16 protein-coding genes are annotated in these 19,522 nt (G+C 65.9%); 3 read left to right on the top strand and 13 right to left on the bottom strand.

Features of this window, described 5'->3' with window-relative positions:
• Positions 1–60 precede the first annotated feature (60 nt).
• The gene (locus OC446_RS09065; protein ID WP_262028700.1) at positions 61–3,222 is read left to right on the top strand and encodes an efflux RND transporter permease subunit; all 3,162 of its coding nucleotides are present in this window, start codon (positions 61–63) and stop codon (positions 3,220–3,222) included.
• A 157-nt stretch (positions 3,223–3,379) separates the two neighbouring features.
• Here OC446_RS09065 and glmM read toward each other — a convergent pair whose 3' ends face one another.
• The 5 genes from glmM to pal all read right to left on the bottom strand — a co-directional run bounded on the left by glmM (position 3,380) and on the right by pal (position 9,777).
• Entirely contained in the window at positions 3,380–4,735 is a 1,356-nt protein-coding gene (gene glmM, locus OC446_RS09060) for a phosphoglucosamine mutase (protein WP_262028699.1), read from the bottom strand.
• Positions 4,736–4,959: 224 nt separating this feature from the next.
• Positions 4,960–6,879 carry an ATP-dependent zinc metalloprotease FtsH gene (gene ftsH / locus OC446_RS09055; protein WP_262028698.1) on the bottom strand — a complete coding sequence of 640 codons (1,920 nt, stop codon included), beginning with the start codon at positions 6,877–6,879 and terminating at the stop codon, positions 4,960–4,962.
• Between the two features lie 145 nt (positions 6,880–7,024).
• Positions 7,025–8,071: a tRNA lysidine(34) synthetase TilS gene (gene tilS / locus OC446_RS09050; RefSeq protein ID WP_410055045.1), complete on the bottom strand. Its 1,047-nt coding sequence runs from the start codon at positions 8,069–8,071 to the stop codon at positions 7,025–7,027.
• Positions 8,072–8,081: 10 nt separating this feature from the next.
• Positions 8,082–9,047 (bottom strand): tol-pal system protein YbgF, encoded by a 966-nt coding sequence (gene ybgF, locus OC446_RS09045; protein WP_262028696.1) that lies wholly within the window; start codon positions 9,045–9,047, stop codon positions 8,082–8,084.
• A gap of 229 nt (positions 9,048–9,276) precedes the next feature.
• Positions 9,277–9,777: a peptidoglycan-associated lipoprotein Pal gene (gene pal / locus OC446_RS09040; RefSeq protein ID WP_009763444.1), complete on the bottom strand. Its 501-nt coding sequence runs from the start codon at positions 9,775–9,777 to the stop codon at positions 9,277–9,279.
• Between the two features lie 257 nt (positions 9,778–10,034).
• Between pal and OC446_RS09035 the strand changes: the two genes are divergently transcribed.
• The gene (locus OC446_RS09035) at positions 10,035–11,546 is read left to right on the top strand and encodes a phospholipase D-like domain-containing protein (protein ID WP_262028695.1); all 1,512 of its coding nucleotides are present in this window, start codon (positions 10,035–10,037) and stop codon (positions 11,544–11,546) included.
• Positions 11,547–11,631: 85 nt separating this feature from the next.
• Complete coding sequence (locus OC446_RS09030) at positions 11,632–12,246, top strand: HdeD family acid-resistance protein (protein ID WP_262028694.1); 615 nt, start codon at positions 11,632–11,634, stop codon at positions 12,244–12,246.
• Positions 12,247–12,288: 42 nt separating this feature from the next.
• Here OC446_RS09030 and tolB read toward each other — a convergent pair whose 3' ends face one another.
• From tolB to ruvA, 8 genes are all read right to left on the bottom strand, one after another.
• The gene (tolB, locus tag OC446_RS09025) at positions 12,289–13,623 is read right to left on the bottom strand and encodes a Tol-Pal system beta propeller repeat protein TolB (protein ID WP_410055043.1); all 1,335 of its coding nucleotides are present in this window, start codon (positions 13,621–13,623) and stop codon (positions 12,289–12,291) included.
• Between the two features lie 27 nt (positions 13,624–13,650).
• The gene (tolA, locus tag OC446_RS09020; protein ID WP_315986489.1) at positions 13,651–14,781 is read right to left on the bottom strand and encodes a cell envelope integrity protein TolA; all 1,131 of its coding nucleotides are present in this window, start codon (positions 14,779–14,781) and stop codon (positions 13,651–13,653) included.
• A gap of 29 nt (positions 14,782–14,810) precedes the next feature.
• Entirely contained in the window at positions 14,811–15,254 is a 444-nt protein-coding gene (locus tag OC446_RS09015; protein ID WP_262028693.1) for an ExbD/TolR family protein, read from the bottom strand.
• Between the two features lie 12 nt (positions 15,255–15,266).
• Complete coding sequence (gene tolQ / locus OC446_RS09010; protein ID WP_262028692.1) at positions 15,267–16,007, bottom strand: protein TolQ; 741 nt, start codon at positions 16,005–16,007, stop codon at positions 15,267–15,269.
• Between the two features lie 302 nt (positions 16,008–16,309).
• Positions 16,310–16,717: a tol-pal system-associated acyl-CoA thioesterase gene (ybgC, locus tag OC446_RS09005; protein WP_262028712.1), complete on the bottom strand. Its 408-nt coding sequence runs from the start codon at positions 16,715–16,717 to the stop codon at positions 16,310–16,312.
• A gap of 46 nt (positions 16,718–16,763) precedes the next feature.
• Complete coding sequence (ruvB, locus tag OC446_RS09000; protein ID WP_262028691.1) at positions 16,764–17,810, bottom strand: Holliday junction branch migration DNA helicase RuvB; 1,047 nt, start codon at positions 17,808–17,810, stop codon at positions 16,764–16,766.
• Positions 17,811–18,335: 525 nt separating this feature from the next.
• On the bottom strand, positions 18,336–18,833 hold the full coding sequence (locus tag OC446_RS08995) for a hypothetical protein (RefSeq protein ID WP_262028690.1): 498 nt from the start codon (positions 18,831–18,833) through the stop codon (positions 18,336–18,338).
• A 14-nt stretch (positions 18,834–18,847) separates the two neighbouring features.
• Positions 18,848–19,465 (bottom strand): Holliday junction branch migration protein RuvA, encoded by a 618-nt coding sequence (ruvA, locus tag OC446_RS08990; protein ID WP_262028689.1) that lies wholly within the window; start codon positions 19,463–19,465, stop codon positions 18,848–18,850.
• Between the last annotated feature and the right edge of the window lie 57 nt (positions 19,466–19,522).

Genomic DNA, 19,522 nt, shown 5'->3' with positions numbered 1-19,522 from the left:
AGGAGAGTTACGTCGAGTTTCGTTGCAAGTTCCTCGCTATCACCTGAATCGACCAGAGCCATGCAGGTTTCAGACCTCTTCATCCGCCGCCCTGTCTTCGCTGTCGTGGTCAGCCTGTTGCTGATCGTGGGCGGCCTCGCATCGCTCATAAACCTGCCGGTTCGCGAGTACCCGCAGGTCGACCGCCCGGTCGTGTCGGTCTCCACCGTCTATCGGGGGGCCTCGAACGAGGTGATCGAGAGCCGGGTGACGGAGATCATCGAGGGCGCGGTCGCGGGGATCGAAGGCATCCGGCAGATCACGTCGCAGAGTCAGAACGACCGCTCGTCGGTCTCGATCGAGTTCGAGGTCTCCCGCGATCCGGAAGCCGCCACCTCCGACGTGCGCGACGCCATCTCCCGCGTCACCGGACGGCTGCCGGACGGCGCCGACACGCCCGTCGTCCGCAAGGTCGATGCGAACGCCTCGGCCATCCTGTGGGTGGGCGTCACGTCCACCAGCCTCGACGCGCTCGAGCTCAGCGACTTCCTCAAGCGCGTCTATGTGGACCGCCTGTCCACCGTGCCGGGCGTGGCCAACGTGAATCTCAGCGGCGAGCGCCGCTTTGCCATGCGGATCTGGGTCGACCGGCCGGCGCTCGCCGCGCGCGGCCTTACGGTGCAGGACCTCGAAACCGCCATCAAGCGCCAGAACGTGGAGCTGCCGGGTGGCCGGATCGAGTCCAGCCAGCGCGAATTCACCGTCAAGACCGATTCCCGCCTCGCGACGCCCGAGCAGTTCCAGCAGGTGATCGTCACCAGCAAGAACGGCTATCTGGTCCGGCTCGGCGAAGTCGCCCAGGTCGAGGTCGGACCGGAGGACACCCGCTTCGAGTTCTACCAGTCCGGCGAGACCGCCATCGGCCTCGGCGTCGTGCGCCAATCGACCGCCAATACGCTGTCGGTCGTCGACGGCGTGCGCAAGGAGCTGGAGGAGCTCAAGGCCTCCCTGCCGCCCGGCACCACGGCGGAAGTCGCCTATGACGAAAGCCAGTTCATCCGCGCCTCCATCGAGGGCGTGCTGCACACGCTCGTGGAAGGCGTCGCGCTCGTGATCCTGGTGATCCTGCTCTTCCTGCGCGACTGGCGCTCCACCATCGTGGCCATGGTGGCAATCCCGGTCTCGATCACCGCGGCCTTCATGGTCATGGCCTTCTTCGGCGCGTCCATCAACGTGCTGACCCTGCTCGCCATCGTTCTCGCCATCGGCATCGTGGTGGACGACGCCATCGTGGAGATCGAGAACGTGCACCGGCGCATCGAGGAGGGCCAGCCGCCGCTGCTCGCCTCCTTCGACGGCGCGCGCGAAATCGGCTTCGCGGTGATCGCCACCACGGCGACGCTCATGGCCGTGTTCGTGCCGCTCGCCTTCATGACCGGCAATACCGGCAAGCTCTTCCGTGAGTTCGGCATCACGCTCGCGGCCGCGATCTTCTTCTCCGGCGTCGTGGCGCGCACGCTCACCCCGATGATGTGCTCCAAGCTCATGGTTCCCGCCCACGGCCGGATCCAGCGCATGACCGAGCCGCTCTTCGAGAAGATGAACGGCGGCTATCGCTGGCTGCTGTCGCGCGCCCTGCGCGCGCCCGTGATCATTCTCTTCGTCGGCGTCCTGGTGTCCCTATCGGCCTATGGCCTGTTCCAGTCCCTGCCGAAGGAATTCGCCCCGACCGAGGATCGCGGCGCCATCATCGTGCGCCTCCAGGCGCCTGAAGGCGCGAGCCTCGACTATACCCGCGACCGGGTGAAGGAGGTCGAGAGGGCCCTCATGCCCCTGCAGGAGCAGGGCCTCGTCGCCTCGATGCTGAGCCAGGTGGCCCCGGGCTTCGCCCGCCCCTCCCCGGTCAACGAGGGCATCGTGATCGTCCGCCTCGTGCCCTGGGAGGAGCGGACGCAATCCCAGCAGGACATCGTGCGCCAGATGACCCCGAAGGTATCGAGCTTCCCCGGCGCGCGCGTCTCGGTGGTCAACCCGCCCGCCTTCGGTGGCGCCGGCGGCTTCGGCCAGCCGATCCAGTTCGTGCTCGGTGGGCCCGATTACGAGACGATCCGCGGCTGGCGCGACATCGTCATGCAGAAGGCCCAGGAGACCGGCAAGTTCGTCAACATGGACTCCAATTACCGCGAGTCGCAGCCCGACATCCGCGTGCAGATCGACCGCCAGCGCGCCGCCGATCTCGGGGTTTCCGTTCAGGATATCGGCAACACGCTCCAGCTGATGTTCGGCGAGACCGAAGTCTCGACCTTCGTCAGCCGCGGCGACGAATATCCGGTGATCATGCGGGCCCGCGCCCAGGACCGCGCCACGCCCAACGACCTCACCAACACCTTCGTGCGCGCCGCCAACGGCGAGCTCGTTCCGCTCTCCTCCTTCGTGTCCCTGACGGAATCGGCCGCCCCGCAGGCGCTGAACCGGTTCGACCGCCTGCGGTCGATCACGATCCAGTCCTCGCTGACGCCGGGCGTCTCCATCGGCGAGGGCCTGGACATCCTCCAGCAGATCGTGCGCGACAACCTGCCGGCGGAGGTGCGCATCGGCTATACGGGCCAGTCCAAGGACTTCCTGGATTCGACCGGCGCGATCTACCTGACCTTCGCCATGGCGCTCCTGGTGGTGTTCCTGGTGCTGGCCGCGCAGTTCGAGAGCTGGATCAATCCGTTCATTATCATGCTCACGGTGCCGCTCGCGGTGACGGGCGGATTGCTGGCCCTGTTCATCACCGGTCAGACGCTCAACATCTACAGCCAGATCGGCATGATCCTGCTCATCGGCCTCATGACCAAGAACGGCATCCTGATCGTCGAATTCTCGAACCAGCTGCGCGAGCGCGGATATTCGGTGCGGGATGCGGTGATCGAGGCGTCGGTCCTGCGCCTGCGGCCGATCCTGATGACGTCGATCGCCATGATCGGCGGCGCCGTCCCGCTCGCCTGGTCCACCGGCGCCGGCGCCGAGGCGCGCAACGCCATCGGGTCGGTGATCGTCGGCGGCGTCACGGTCTCGACCATGCTGACGATGCTCGTGGTCCCGTCGATCTACCTGCTGCTCGGCGGCTTCACCAAGCCCGCCACCTATGTGAGCGAGCTGCTCGACAGGCTCCGCGCCGAGACGGGCCAAGTCGCCCACGGCGACGACATCCCGTCGCGGAGGAAAGACGTGCCGCCGGCGCAAGCGGCGGAGTGACGCCGGGTCTTTCGGCCTTGCCGGGAAGCCTTAGGCTCTCTCCGCACAGGGCCGGTGATGATTTGGGTAACGAGCCCCGGACGATCCATACAATGAAAAAAGCCCCGGCGATCATCTCGCCGGGGCTTTTGCTTTGAACCAGGAACGGTGTCGTGCCTTAAGCCGCAGCCTTCGACGCCGCCTGGGTGACGGCCTCCACCACGTCGTCGACCACGCTGTTGACGAGGTCCGCGTTGTCGCCCTCGCCCATGACCCGGATGACGGGCTCTGTGCCGGAGGGGCGGATCACGAGGCGGCCGGCATTGCCCAGAATCTCGCGACCGGACTCGATGGCCTTGATGACCGAGGCTTCCTGTAGGGGCTTGCCGGACTTGTAGCGCACGTTCTTGAGCACCTGCGGCAGCGGCTCGAAGCAATGACAGACTTCCGAGACGGGCTTGCCGAGGCTCTTGACCACCGCCAGGAGCTGGAGGGCCGCCACGAGGCCGTCGCCCGTGGTGGTGTAGTCGGACATGATGATGTGCCCCGACTGCTCGCCGCCGAGATTGTAGCCGTTGGCGCGCATGTGCTCGAGCACGTAGCGGTCGCCGACCGCGGTGCGCACGAGGCCGAGGCCCAGGCCGTTCAGGTAGCGTTCCAGGCCGAGATTGGACATGATCGTCGCCACGATGCCGGCCTGCGCCAGGCGGCCGTCCTCCTTCCAGGAGCGGGCGACGACGCCCATGAGCTGGTCGCCGTCGACCTTGTGGCCCTTCTCGTCGACGATCAGCACACGGTCGGCATCGCCGTCGAGAGCGATTCCGACATCCGCGCGCAGCTCGCGCACCTTGTGGATCAGGGCATCCGGCGCTGTGGAGCCGACATCGTGGTTGATGTTGAAGCCATTGGGCTCGACGCCGATGGACACGACCTCGGCGCCCAGCTCCCACAGGGCTTCCGGAGCGACCTTGTAGCCCGCGCCGTTGGCGCAATCGATCACGACGCGCATGCCCTCCAGGTCGATCTGGCGCGGCAGGGTGCGCTTGGCGAACTCGATGTAGCGGGCCTGCACGCTCTCGATGCGCTTGGCGCGGCCGAGGGTGGCGGAATCGGCGAGGCGCCGGGTCAGGTCGGAATCGATCAGGGCTTCAATCTGAAGCTCCATCTCGTCGCTCAGCTTGAACCCGTCGGGGCCGAACAGCTTGATGCCGTTGTCCTCGTAGGGGTTGTGAGAGGCGGAAATCATGACGCCCAGGTCGCAGCGCATGGAACGCGTCAGCATGGCGACCGCCGGGGTCGGGATCGGGCCGAGCAGGAGCACGTCCATGCCGACCGAGGTGAAACCGGCCTGGAGGGCCGATTCGATCATGTAGCCGGACAGGCGCGTATCCTTGCCGATCACGACCCGGTGGCGGTAATCGCCGCGCTGCTGGAACATGAGGCCGGCCGCCTGTCCGACCCTGAGGGCCAGATCCGGTGTGATGATGCCGTTGGCGCGGCCCCGAATTCCGTCCGTCCCGAAGTATTTACGCACGTGCTTTGTCTCCGCATTCCGTAGCGCTAATCCGCGCTTTGGCTTTTTCAAAGCAACCTCCCTGAATTCGGTCAAGGCTTCAGGGCCAATGCGCGCCATCACAAGTGATAAGCGATTGTTACAGCCTTCGGCCCGGCCCTTAGGGAGTATTAGATCTTTGAGGTAAACAAAAAAGAACGCCCGCCGGGCGGCGGACGTTCTGGATTCGACAGATTGACGGACCGTTAGGCCTGCGGCTGGGGCTCCATGCCCCCGTCGCTCTCCCGCGGACGGCCACGGCCGGCGGTCGGCACGGCGGAGCCGCGGCTGGGGGTGATGGCCTCGCCCGTGTCGCGCACCGGCGGCTGGCCATCGAGGAGGTTGCGGATCTCCTCGCCGGTCAGGGTCTCGTATTCGAGCAGTCCGCGAGCCAGGGCCTCGAGGTCGTGTGCCTTCTCGGTCAGGATCCGGCGGGCGTCGTTGAGCCCGTCCTCGACCAGGCGGCGGACCTCCGAGTCGATCTTCTGGGCCGTGGCCTCCGAGACGTTCTGCTGGCGGCCCATCTGCATGCCGAGGAACACCTCGTCCTGGTTCTCGCCATAGGCGACGGTGCCGAGCTCGGGCGAGAAGCCCCAGCGGGTCACCATCATGCGGGCGAGGCGGGTCGCCTGCTCGATGTCGGACTGGGCGCCCGAAGTGACCTTGTCCTTGCCGAAGATCATCTCCTCGGCGATGCGGCCGCCCATCATGATGGCCAGGCGCGAGGTCATCTGCTCGTAGGACATGGACAGCTTGTCCCGCTCGGGCAGCTGCATGACCATGCCGAGCGCGCGGCCGCGCGGGATGATTGTGGCCTTGTGCACTGGGTCGGTGGCCGGGACGTTGAGCGCCACGATGGCATGGCCGGCCTCATGATAGGCGGTCAGGCGCTTCTCGTCGTCGGTCATGACGAGGGTGCGGCGCTCGGCGCCCATCATCACCTTGTCCTTGGCGTCCTCGAACTCGCGCATGGTCACGATGCGCTTGCCCCGGCGTGCGGCCAGGAGAGCCGCCTCGTTGACGAGGTTCATGAGGTCGGCGCCCGAGAAGCCGGGAGTGCCGCGGGCGATGATCTTCAGGTCCACGTCGGGGGCCAGCGGCACCTTGCGCACGTGAACGCGCAGGATCTTCTCGCGGCCGACCACGTCCGGGTTCGGAACGACGATCTGGCGGTCGAAGCGGCCCGGGCGCAGAAGCGCAGGGTCGAGCACGTCCGGACGGTTGGTGGCTGCGATGATGATCACGCCCTCGTTGGCCTCAAAGCCGTCCATCTCCACCAGGAGCTGGTTGAGGGTCTGCTCGCGCTCGTCGTTGCCGCCGCCGAGGCCGGCGCCGCGATGGCGGCCGACCGCGTCGATCTCGTCGATGAAGATGATGCAGGGGGCGTTCTTCTTCGCCTGCTCGAACATGTCGCGCACGCGGGAGGCGCCGACGCCGACGAACATCTCGACGAAGTCCGAGCCCGAGATGGTGAAGAACGGCACATTGGCCTCGCCGGCGACCGCGCGGGCGGTCAGGGTCTTACCGGTGCCGGGGGGGCCGACAAGCAGCACGCCGCGCGGGATGCGGCCGCCGAGGCGCTGGAACTTCTGCGGGTCGCGCAGGAACTCCACGACCTCCTGCAGGTCTTCCTTGGCCTCGTCGATGCCGGCGACGTCGTCGAAGGTGACGCGGCCATGGGCCTCCGTCAGCAGCTTCGCCTTGGACTTGCCGAAGCCCATGGCCCGGCCGGCGCCGCTCTGCATCTGGCGCGACAGGAACACCCAGGCGCCGATGAAGAGCGCGATGGGCAGGATGTTCATGAGAACCGCGATGAACCAGGGGGTCGAATCCGACTGCGGACGGGCGGTGATCTGCACGCCCTTCTGCTGCAGCTTCGTCACCAGCATCGGGTCGCTGGGCGCATAGGTCGTGAAGGTGCGGCCGTCCGTGTAGGTGCCGCTGATCTCCGGACCGGAGATGACGACGCTGGTGATGCGTCCCGCATCGGCCTCGCTGAGGAGCTGGCTATAGGCGATATCGCTGCCGCCGCCCCGTTGGCCAGGGCTCTGGAAAAGGGTCACGAGCGCCAGCACCAGGAGGAAGATGACGACCCACAAAGCGAAGTTGCGGAAATTTGAATTCATCGGATCAGGTTCTGCCCCAGAGGGAGATGATGCGCGAGGAGGTCTCCCCACGCGGTTAAACTCAATGTAGGCACACCGTCTCGCCTTGCCAAGGGAATGCGGCACCTATACGGCGCGATCCGATTACGTTGGCTAAGAGATTTGGCTAACGGCCTCGCCGCCTCGGCGGTTCCGGCCTGATGGTGACCCGGCCCGCGCGGTCCAGCCGAACGAGCGCCCCGGCGACCGTGAAGCTCAGGGGCTCCCCGGCCCCGAGGGCCTCCCTCAGGCGCTCCACGCCGGCTTCGATCCTGTTCAGGCGGCTGTTTTCGAGCCCGAGCCCAGCCCCGATAAGGGCCTGCTCCAGTACCCGCAGGGCGATTTCGAAAGGCTCGCTTGCAAGGATGCTGCCGTCGAACGCCAGGGGGCTGCCCTCGCCGGAGAGCCCTGCCCTCTCCAGGGCCTCCTGGGCCTTGAGGTCGAGAGCCTCCTCCGCCCGGGCGACGCGTTCGGCGAAGCGGGCCAGCCGCGTGGCATCGAGCCCCTCTGCCGCCAGGAGCGGCATGAGTCCGCGCCAGCGCACACGGGCATAGAGCGCATTGGCATTGGACGGATCCTCGACGAAGCGCCAGCCTTGGCTCCGGCAGAGGTCGAGGAGGCGCGCCTTCGGCCATCCGAGCAGCGGCCTCACGTGGACGAGGCCATGACGCTCCGTTTCCCGCCGCATGCCGGCGAGCCCGGACAGGCCCGAGCCCCGGGCAAGGCGCATCATGACCGTCTCGGCCTGATCGTCGAGAGTATGGGCCGTGACCAGATGAGAAGCCCCTGCCGCATGGGCATGGTCGGCGAGGAGCCGATAGCGCGCCTCGCGGGCGGCCTCCTGGATGCCCGTCGCGGGCTTGTCTCCCATCCAGGCGATTGTCCGGTGCGGCAAGCCCAGGGCACCGGCTTCACTGGCGACGAAAGCGGCCTCCTCGACGGCGTCCGGCCGGAGGCCATGGTCGATCGTGGCGACGAGAACGGGGGGCCGGAGGCCGGCCGCGCGCCAGAGGGCGAGCAAGTGCATCAGGGCGGTCGAGTCGGGACCGCCGGAAACGGCCGCGACGATGCCCGAGGCCTGGTTCAGGGAAGCAAAAAGGCGCTCCAGCCCTTCATACGAAAGCGCATCGTCGGGGGGCGGAGGCACGGCCATCGGTCGGCCTTCGTCGAAAATCGTCAGCGGCTCAGCTGCACTTGATGCGCTTCTGCTCGCGGTCGGATGCCTGGCGGACGGGAGCCGAGGCCTGGGGATACTTGCGGTCGAGCTCTGCGAGGACCGCGCAGGCACGGTCCTTGGCACCGAGTCCGTTCAGGGAGATGCCGAGCCGCAGCAGCGAGTCCGGCGCCTTGGCGGCGTCTGGATGCTCAGCCGTGACGTTCAGGAACTGCTCTGCGGCCTCGCGGTAGCGGCCGCGCTGGAGATAGGTCTCTCCGAGCCAGAAGGTCGCCTCGGGCACCAGCTTGTCGCGGGGATTGGACTGGAGGAAACGGCGAAATCCCATTTCGGCCTGGTCGTACTGCTTCTGCGTGAAGGAGGCATAGGCCGCATCGAAATCGGAACGCGGGTTGCCCACGCTCGTCGCCGCGACGCTCGGGCCGGGACGCTCGGCAAGCGCCCCTTGGGGGAGTCCGCCCATGCGGTCATGTCCGCCGCCATCCATCGGCGCACCGTCGAGGCCTTCCTCGTCCTGCTCGATCAACTCGGCCAGCTGCCCGCCGGGCAGCGGCATGGGACGATTCGCGTCCGCCGTCAGGGGGGCGGAGGGAGGCGTTGCGCCGAGCGGACGCGGGGCGCCGGGAGCATCCGGCGCTTCCGAGGGATCGAACACGTCGCTCCGGCGCTGCGGCTGGGCCGGCGCCGGCTGGGCGGGACGCGAGGGCGTCGCGGTCGGCGGCGTCGAGGATCGCGAGCCGCCGCTGCGCTCCTGGAAGCGGAACTCCACGTCCTCCTGGAACTTGCGGAGCTGCTCCTTGAGCTGGCGGTTCTCGTACTGGAGCTGCTCCATCTGGCCGGAGAGCTGGCGGAACTGGCTCTCGAGCCGGTTCAGGCGCACGATCGCGTCGGCCGCATCCTGCGCGGCGGCAGGAAAGACCGAGGTTGTGGCCAGAGCGAGGGCAAAGGCTGAAAAGACAAACAGGCGTTGAAACATGCTGGGATACCGTGAGGGTCCTCGAACGAGGAGGCCGATAACACAAAAGCGCCGCCACGGCGAGAATGTGGCGGCGCTCTGCGAGTTCACGAGGGCTTGAAGTCGAGCATCGGACCCACAAGTGGACACCACTTTTGGGGTCGAATCCGATGTTCTCCCTCTTGGCTGGCGCATCGTTCGGGCACGGAAAACCGGGTCCACTTTTCCGCACGGTGCGCTAGGTGAGGCCTTATGCCCCGGCGCCGCCGCCGAGCACGGTGACCGCGCGGCGGTTCTGCGACCAGCAGGAGATGTCGTTGCAGACCGCCACCGGGCGCTCCTTGCCGTAGGACACGGTGCGGAAGCGGTTGCCTGGGATGCCGCGGGAGATCAGGTAGTCGCGGACGACCTGGGCGCGGCGGGCGGAGAGCGAGTAGTTGTACTCGCGGGTACCGCGCTCGTCCGCATGGCCTTCGAGGATGAAGGTGTATTGCGGGTAGCGCTGCAGCCACTGGGCCTGCTTGTCGAGAGTCGCGACGGCCGTGGGGGTGAGGTCGGTCGAGTCGGTCTCGAAGAACACGCGGTCACCCACGTTGACGACGAAATCCTGGGCGCTGCCCGGGGTGGCGGCGCCACCGGCGCCGAAGCCCCCGGCTCCGTCGGCCATTCCATCTTTGTTGGACGAACACGCCGCCGCCCCGAGGGCGAGGACGATAGCAGCGGCGAACTTGACGGCGCGCAGCGTCATCATTGGCAATACTCCTTACACATACGTTTGCCGAACGTTGTGTCTTTCATATCGGGAGGATGGTTAAGGGAGGGTTCCGTCAACCGCGAAGGGACTCTGGGGGATTAAGGTGAATTATGGCCAAGTTGTGGTAGTTGGAGTTAGGGTTAACCAAGTGTGAACGGTTTCAGGCGTGTCGTTTATTCCTACCCTTAGGTAAGTAAAAACAGGCGGACGAAGCTGGGCTGCTGCCAATTGCCAGTTTCGTGCGTTGAGAGGTCATGAACATCGTGACGACCCAGCCCGGAAGCCATGCGCATCCTTATCGTAAAGCCCTGGACGACCTGCGCCTCGAGCGCGCCTTCTCGCGCATCGCGGACAGCGACCTGCGCCAGGGCAACGCCGTGGCCCTGCTCCGGGACTCGCGCGAAAACTATCCGGCCTGGCTGAAGGCGATCCGGTCGGCCACGAGGGTCGTCCATTTCGAGAACTTCATCATCGCCGACGACGAGACCGGCCGCGAATTCGCCGAGGCGCTGATGGAGCGCGCGTGCGCCGGCGTGAAGGTGCGCGTGCTCTACGACTGGCTCGGCTCCTCGTTCCGCGCCCTGCCCCATTACTGGCGGCGGCTGCGGGAGGCGGGCGTCGAGGCCCGCGTCTTCAACCCGCCCCGCCTGACCGACCCATTCTGGATCCGGCGCAACCATCGCAAGCTGATCACCGTGGACGGGCGCATCGCCTTCGTGTCCGGGCTGTGCATCTCCGACAACTGGGTCGGGCGGAACGGCGCGGAGCCGTGGCGCGACACCGGCCTCTCCCTCGAAGGCCCGGTGGTCGCCGATCTCGATGCGACCTTCGCCGAGAGCTGGGTTCTCGCCGGCATGAGGGCGATCCCGAAATCCGAGCTGCCCCATGCGGACCTGATCGCGCAGGCGGGTTCGGTCGCCGCCCGGGTCATCAGCGGCGAGCCGGGCATGTTCCGAACGTACCGGGTGGACCAGTTCATCGCCGCGACGGCCCAGCGCAACCTCTGGCTCACGGACGCCTATTTCGTCGCCACCACGTCCTACGTGCAGGCCCTGGGCGAAGCGGCCCGCGACGGGGTGGACGTGCGCCTCCTCGTTCCCGGATCGAGCGATGTCCTCGCCCTTCAGCCGGTGGTGCGCGCCGGCTACCGCTCTCTGATCGAGGCCGGGATCAGGGTCTTCGAGTGGAACGGCTCGATGCTCCATGCCAAGACCGCCGTGGTCGACGGCCGCTGGGCGCGCGTCGGCTCCACCAACCTCAACATCGCCAGCTGGGCGACTAATTGGGAACTCGACGTGGTGGTCGAGGATGCTCACTTCGCCGAAGCCATGGAGGCCATGTACCTGGAGGATCTCGCCAATGCGACCGAGATCGTTCCCGGCTGGCAATCCAGGCGCCGCCAGGCCCGGAACATGCGTTCGCGCCGCGGTCATCGCTTCAAGAAAGGTGGCGTCCGCCGGCTGGCTGCCGGCGCCCTCGCCCTGTCGAGCACGGTCGGCAAGGCGGTCGGCTCGCGCTCGCTCACGGCCACCGAGGCGAGCAGCGTCGCGATCATCGGCGGCGCGCTGCTGGCGCTCGCCGTCCTGGTGACGGTCTTTCCCGTCCTGATCGTGTCGCCGATCGTCATCGGCCTCATCTGGCTCGGCCTCGCGCTCCTGATCCGCGCCTTCCGCCTCAAGCGCCGCGTGCGCCTCAGGCGTCGCAAGCTTGCCCTGCGGCGCAAGCTGACCAAGATCAGAGAGAGCGAGACCTCGCCAGGAGAGTAGAAGCCGAAAGAAGAACCGGGAAACCAACGGTCAAGCTTGGCGTTGATCTTGAAGGCGGCATGTCCCTTTTCGAGGAGGACTTCCTATGGCTACAGGCACCACCGGCCCTTTCGAGACCCTTGACCGCACCCACGCCATGAGCCGGATCCTGGCCCAGAACTGGTGGGCCCTGGCGCTCCGGGGCGTCTTCGCGATCATCTTCGCGCTCATCGCCTTCTTCATGCCCGGCGCCACGCTCCTGTCCCTGGTCTGGGTCTTCGCCGCCTACATGCTGGTCGACGGCGTGTTCGGGATCATCGCGGCGGTCAGGGCCGCATCCAACAACCAGCGCTGGGGCCTTCTGGTTCTCGAGGGCATCCTGAACATCCTGGTCGGCGTCATCGCCTTCATGATGCCGGGGCTCACGGTCGTGTTCTTCGTCACCCTGATGGCCGTGTGGTCGCTGATCACCGGCGTCCTGATGATCGTCGCGGCCTTCAAGCTCAATCCGGCCTACGGACGCGGCTGGCTGATCTTCAGCGGCATCGTGTCGGTTCTCTTCGGCGTCGCGCTGCTGGTCGCGCCGCTCGTCGGCGCCGTGGTGCTGACCTGGTGGCTCGGAGCCTACGCGCTCGTGTTCGGCATTTCCCTCCTGGCGCTCGCCTTCAAGCTCAAGGGCTACAAGGACGAACCCAGCAGCGCGGCACCCACGCGCGCCTGAACCCAATAAAAAGGGCCCCAATGGGGCCCTTTTCTCGTCGGATCAGTTGCTCTGCCGGCTTTCGCTCAACAGCGGCGACCAGGTCGGGTCGGATGCGAAGGACGGTGTCGGCACGGGCTGCTCCACGCGGCCTGTGATATCGACCATGTAGAGCTTGCCGCCGGCCTGTCCGCCCGGATCCCGGAAGAACAGGATGTACTGGCCGTTCGGCGCCCAGGTCGGGCTTTCGTTGTGGAAGCCCTCCGTCAGGATGCGCTCGCCCGAGCCGTCGGGCTTCATGATGCCGATGGCGAAGCCGCCCGCGCGCTGCTTGGTGAAGGCGATATAGTCGCCGCGCGGCGACCAGGCCGGCTGCGAATAGGAGCCGTCGCCGAAGGAGATGCGGCGCTGGTTCGAACCGTCCGCGTTCATGGCGTAGATCTGCTGCTTGCCGCCGCGGTCGCTCTCGAACACGATCTGGCTGCCGTCCGGCGAGAACGACGGCGAGGTGTCGATAGCGGCGGTGGAGGTCAGGCGCGTGGTGGCGCGCGATCCTAAGTCCATCATGAAGATGTTGGCGTTGCCGCCCTGCTGCAGGCTCATGACGATTCGCTGTCCGTCCGGCGCGAAGCGCGGCGAGGAGGCCATGTCGGGGAAGTTGCCGAGCACCTGACGCGTGCCGGTCTCCAGGTTGATCACCTGGACGCGCGGCTGCTGGCCCTCGACCTGGGCCGAATAGGTGATGTCCTGCGTGGCCGGCGAATAGCGCGGGGTCACGACAGAGGTGTCGCCCTGCGTCAGGTAGCGCACGTTCGCGCCGTCCTGGTCCATGATCGCGAGACGCTTGCGGCGGTTCTCCTTCGGGCCCGATTCATCGACGAATACGATGCGCGTGTCGAAGAAGCCGCCGAAGCCGGTCACCTTGGTGTAGACCGCATCCGAAATGATGTGGCCGACGCGGCGCCAGAAATTGGCGTCGGTCACGTATTGCTGGCCGGTGAGCTGCTGGCCCGACTCGATGTCCCACAGGCGGAACTCCGCGCGGAGGCGGCCCGAGGGATCGCGCGACACGCGACCCGTCACCAGGGCCTGCGCGCCGGCCATCTTCCAGGCGTCGAAACGCGGTGCGGCGTCGAAGGACGGGCGCTCCGGGAAACGGGACTTGTCGAGCGGCGCGAAATAGCCCGAGCGCTGCAGGTTGCTCGTGATGATGCCCGACACACGCTGGCCGAGATCGCCCTCGCCGGAAAAATCCGCCACGGCGATGGGCATGGGCTGGAACTGCCCGCCGGGGCCGACACGGAACGAGAGCTGGGCCTGGGCGGACGGCGCGAGCGCCGCCATCGGCATGACGACGGCGAGCGCGACGAGAAGACGGGAAACGAAGCGAGTGATCATGGGGTGCTGTCTCAAGCTTGAAGGGCTTTAAGAGAGAGGAGGATCGAACTGGACGTTCAATACTTTCCAATCCGCGTAATACGGGACGAACTTCGCCGGGATCTCGAACTGGCGGCACTTGCGGATAGCCCGGACGGCCGCATCGGCCACCGCCCGGTCGGTCGAGCTGCTTCCCGCCTGGAGGATCCGGGGCTCGGTGCTGAGCGACCCGTCCTGGTTCAGGCGGATATCGAGAATGGGCGCGGTCACTTGGCCGCCCGAGGCGGAAATCGGCGCGCTGTAGCAGCGCTCGATCTGTGAGACCAGGATGCCGATGAGCGCATCGCGCAGACTCGGGGAGAGCTTCGCTGACGATCCCGTCGCGGTGCCGAGCGCGGCGGTCCTCTGGACCTCCGCCCCGGTCGCGCCGGTGGACTGGTTCTTTTCCTTGCTGTCGAGGAACTGCTTCAGGTCGCCCATGTCGAGCTTCTTGGCGAGCTGGGCTTCCTTGCGCGCCTTGGCCTCGGCCTCTTCCTTGGCCTTGGCTTCCGCGAGCTTCTTCTCGGCCTCCGCTTTCGCCTTGGCTTCGGCCTCGGCCTCGGCCTTCGCTTTGGCCTTCGCCTCGGCGACCTTCTTGGCTTCCGCTTCAGCCTTGGCTTTCGCCTCCGCTTCCGCCTTCGCCTTGGCTTGGGCCTCGATCTTGGCCTGCTCGGCGGCCTTGGCCTTCTCGATGGCTTCGGCTTCCGCCTTTTCCTGCAGCTTCTTTTCTTCCTCGGCCTTGGCCTGGGCGGCCTTTTCCTCCTGCGAGCGCGTGGGCGGCGCGGGCGGCGGAGGCTGGGCGGCGACCGGCTCTTCCTTCTCGGCGACCTTCATCTCGGCCGGCCGCTTGGGCGGCGCCGGCGCATCGCGCTTATCCTCGCCCGGATCCTTCAGCTCAGTCTTGTCGGCCACGCGTTCGGCGCGCGGCTTCGGTTGCGGAGCCTTGGCGTTCGTCTCGCCCTTGGTGATCTGCGAAAGCTGGTTGTCGGTGATGATCTCGACCGGGATGCCTTCCTCGGCGGGGGGAAACTCGCTCCCGACCGACAGGCCGATCAGGGCGGCGGCCAACAGCGACGCATGCGTGACGCCCGAGACCCAAAGGCCCGGCTCGGAGGTGTTGAATTTCAGCTTCAACGCCACGTGTGTTTGCCCCTTGTCCTCAATCCCGCTCAGCGCTGATCGACCTCGGTCACGAGGGCGACGCGCTTGTAGCCTGCCGTGGTCACGATCGACATCACCTGCGCGACGCGCCCGTAATCGACCTTCTTGTCGCCACGCACGAAAACGCGCTCATCGAAGCCCGACTTCGACACCTCGGCTAGCTTGCCGACGATCGCCTCGTCCACGAGCTCTGTCTCGCCCAGGAACACCTGGCCGTTCGCCTTGATGGAGAGCGTCACGGGCGTCGCGTCGGAATTCAGCGGCGCGGCCTTGGTCTGCGGCAGGTCGAGCGGCACGCCGGCGGTCATCATGGGCGCCGCCACCATGAAGATGATGAGCAGCACCAGCATGACGTCGATGAACGGCGTCATGTTGATTTCGTTGATCGCTCCCGGAGTCCGGCCGCGCCTGCGCCGCCGTCCGCCTCCCGCTGATCCTGCCATCATGGCCATGCCCGGTCTCCCTTACGCGGCATTGGCGGGGTGGTGACCCGCATGGCCGATGCGCTCGTCGATCTGGCGCGACAGGATGGCCGAGAACTCGTCGGCGAAGCCCTCGAGCCGGGTCTGGAGCTTGCCGACCTCGGATTGCAGCTTGTTGTAGGCGAGCACCGCCGGGATGGCCGCGAACAGGCCGATGGCGGTGGCGAACAGCGCCTCCGCGATGCCCGGCGCCACGACAGCGAGGCTCGTGTTCTTGGACGCCGCGATGGACGTGAAGGAATTCATGATGCCCACCACCGTGCCGAAGAGGCCGATATACGGACCGGCCGAGCCGATGGAGGCCAGCACCGTCAGGCGGGAATTGAGCCGCTCGACCTCGCGCTGGATGGTCACGTCGAGCACCTTGTCGATGCGCTGCGGCAGGCTCTGGAACGAGCGCCCCGAGCCCTCGAAGGACCGTTTCCATTCGCGCATGGCGGCGACGAACACGGCCGCCAGGCCCGTAGCCGGGCGGCTCTGCAGGGAGCGGTACAGCTCCTCGAGCGACTGGCCGGACCAGAACACGTCCTCGAAGCGGTCCATGGCGCGCTTGGAGCGAGAATAAAGCAAGGTCTTGTCGATGATGATGGCCCAGCACCAGACGGAGGCCGCGAGCAGGCCCAGCATCACGAGCTTGACGATGAAATGAGCCTGCCAGAACAGGCCGAAGAAGGACAGTTCGTGGGCCACAGGGACGGCCTGGGCCACATCAGCCGGGTTCATAAGTCTCGTCCTCGCTCTTCGAGCAGCCCTGGAAGAACTCCAGGCCCCACCGCAGAATGGTCTAGGAAAATCTGTTCTTGTATTACTGCTCGTTCGCCCCTGAATCTGTCGAAAATAAGGGCGCAGGGTCACAAGACTCGAGATCGCTCCAGACCGTTACCTGTTAGGCACAGGGTAAGGTTAAGGTCTGGTTTAAGAGCGGCCGCGCAGGAGCGAATACCCTGAAATAAATATGGAAATTCCGGCTGGCATGCATTCGAGGCAGGGCTCCTGCGCGCCCTGCCCATGGGGCAGGATCGGGCCTAGGAATTCACGCTCAGCGTCGTCCGCAGCTCGTCGGGGATCCGGACGGCCCGCCCTCCCCTGACCGCCGCGACCATGACGTCGGCCTTCACGAGCACCTCGTCGCCGCGCCGAACCTCCTGGGAGAGCGTCATGGACGCGCCGCGCAGCTCCTTCGGGCGGGTCACAATGGTCAGCACGTCGTCCATGACGGCGCCGCCGAGAAAGTCGATTGCCATCTTGCGGACCACGAAGGCGAGCCCGTTCATTTCGGCATGAAGGTCGGACTGCGCCACCTCGACGGCCCGCAGAAGCTCCGTGCGTCCGCGCTCCATGAAGCGCAGATAGCTCGCGTGATAGACGCGGGCGGAGAAATCCGTGTCCTCATAATAGACGCGGAGAGGGAGGATGTGGGCACCGTCCTGCATGAAGCCGGAGAGGTGAGAGCCGACAACGGCTTGCTGGTCGCGTTTCTCACTCATCCGCGTCCCCGTTGAACAGCCCGAACTGCGCCGAGGTCTCGCGGGTCGGCTCCGGAATGCCGAGATGCTTGAAGGCGTGGGGCGTGAGGATGCGCCCGCGCGGGGTGCGCTGCACGAAGCCCTTCTGGATGAGATAGGGCTCGATGATGTCCTCGATGGCGTCGCGCGGCTCGGAGAGAGCCGCCGCGATGGTTTCGATGCCGACCGGACCACCGCCGAAGGAACCGGCGATCATGGTCAGGTACTTGCGGTCCATCAGGTCGAGACCGATGGGGTCGACGTCGAGGAGCCGCAGGGACTTGTCTGCGAGGTCGCGTGACACGGTCTGCACACCCTCGACGATGGCGAAGTCGCGCACGCGGCGCAGCAGGCGCCCGGCGATGCGGGGCGTGCCGCGGGAGCGGCGGGCGATCTCGTTCGCCCCCTCCTCGCTCATGCCGAGGCCGAGCACCCGGGCGCCGCGCCGGACGATCAGCTCCAGCTCGTCGACCGTGTAGAATTCGAGCCGGATCGGAATGCCGAATCGGTCACGCAGAGGTGTGGTGAGGAGGCCCGCACGCGTGGTGGCGCCGACCAGGGTGAATTTCGGCAGCTCGATCTTCACCGAGCGGGCGGCCGGGCCTTCGCCGATGATGAGGTCGAGCTGGTAATCCTCCATGGCCGGATAGAGGATTTCCTCGACCGCCGGGTTGAGGCGGTGGATCTCGTCGATGAAGAGCACGTCGCGCTCTTCGAGATTCGTGAGCTGGGCCGCCAGATCGCCCGCCTTGGCGATCACCGGGCCGGAGGTCGAGCGGAAATTGACCCCGAGCTCACGCGCCACGATCTGCGCCAGCGTGGTCTTGCCCAGTCCCGGAGGGCCGACGAAGAGCACGTGATCGAGGGCGTCGCCGCGCGCCTTGGCAGCGTCGATGAAGACCTGGAGATTGGCCCGCGCGGCCTTCTGGCCCGTGAAATCGTCGAGCGAGAGCGGCCGGATCGACGCATCGACATCGTCCTCACGCTTTTCAGGGCTGAGCAGGCGGCGGGAATCGGTCAAAGAGGCTTACCTTCCAGAGGCTTCATATAGGCGATGACGCTCTAATACGCCATTCTTAACAAGATCAAAACAGGAACGTTGATGGATCACGAAGTAGCTGCTTCGGTACCTTGAGCAAGCCGTTTGCTGAGGATCCAGCAAATTAAGGTCGGGATCATGCACGCGGGCCCAAAGACCATGAGAGCTTCTTGCCTGAAATAAGGGACACCCCCTCCCTGCCATCTGCCAACCACTACGCTTATCAGTTTGGCCAGAGCCACCTCGAGGCCGAGACCAATCGCTGCTCCGATCAGGCTGACCCAAAGCCATTCACACGTGACCCTTCTGGCTTGCAGGTCCTTAACAGCGATGGCCGCGACAAGAGCAGGGATTAGACCGAAGACATACGCAAACGGCACGCCAAATATGGCTACGTCCAGCACCTCTCCAGGATATGGATATCCGTCGAATAGAACGTTCCCCGCACAAACAATCACAAATCCGATCAATGGGCCGAGCCCTAGGAAGATAACCCAATGCATGAGGCTACCGCGCCATTTCCCTCAACTCCTGCCGAGCCAGCCTCTTTGCGATCCACCAGCAGATGAGACTCGGGATAAGACCTATAATAGCGGATACCGCAAATTCACCGATGCTGGTGTTGCGCAGGCTCCATCCAAAAAGCACATTGACAAAGCTGATGGAGACCAGCCCGCTCAGAGCACCGACGGCGCAAACCCAAGCTCCTTCGTGAGGGGCGTTCCAGCGCTGTAATTGTCGAGCGATCAAGGCAGTGAGCAGCGCAGGAGCGAGACCGGGAATATACGACAGAAACAATATGTTCTGCAGGAGCAGGTGGGGATTGGGCGGATCACCGGTGAGCATAACTGCGATACATGAGACCAAGCCTCCAAGAGGCGGTCCAAGAACGATGAAGATTAAAAATCTTTTTGGTCGATCCAGCCATGGAAAACCTGCCAACGATCCCAAGAGCAGGGTCCACAGCAAGGGAGGAAGCAAAGCTAAAACCAACCAAGTCAGCATTCACTAATGTAATACTATCGCGCCAATTCCCTCAACCCCAGCCGGATGAGAGTCTTCGCCTCTGCCTCGTCACCGGCCTGCTTCATGGCGGCGGCCACGGCGGCAGACGCCTGGACCTGGGGGTAGCCGAGATTGACGAGCGCCGAGATGGCATCGGCCACCGGGGCGGGCGCGCTCCTCTCCTCGACCGCGCCGGTGAGGCGGATGAGGGCGGGGTCGACCGGGGAGAAGGCCGGGGCCTTGTCCTTGAGCTCGGAGACAATGCGCTGGGCGAGCTTGGGGCCAACGCCGGGGCCACGCGCCACGGAAGCCTTGTCGCCAGTGGCGATAGCGGTGGCGAGGCTGCCGGGGTCGAGCACCGAGAGGATGCCGAGCGCCACCTTGGAGCCCACGCCCTGGACCGACTGGAGCAGGCGGAACCATTCGCGCTCCGAATCCGACCGAAAGCCGAACAGGCGGATCATGTCCTCGCGCACATGGGTCTCAATGGACAGGACCGCCGCCTCCCCGGTGGATGGCAGGTTCTGGAGAGTGCGGGAGGAGCAATGGACCACATAGCCGACTCCATGCACGTCGAGGATCACGAAATCCTCGCCATAAGAATCCACCACGCCTTTGAGTTTGCCGATCACAGAACCCTCTGCTCCTCATGGTCATCCCGGGGCTGCGGAGCAGACCCTGGGATCATG

The sequence above is a fragment of the Microvirga sp. Mcv34 genome, from assembly GCF_024519725.1.
Taxonomy (GTDB): Bacteria; Pseudomonadota; Alphaproteobacteria; order Rhizobiales; family Beijerinckiaceae; genus Microvirga.
The sequence above is the reverse complement of the archived record's forward strand: the minus strand, read 5'-3'. Positions and strand labels throughout refer to the sequence as shown.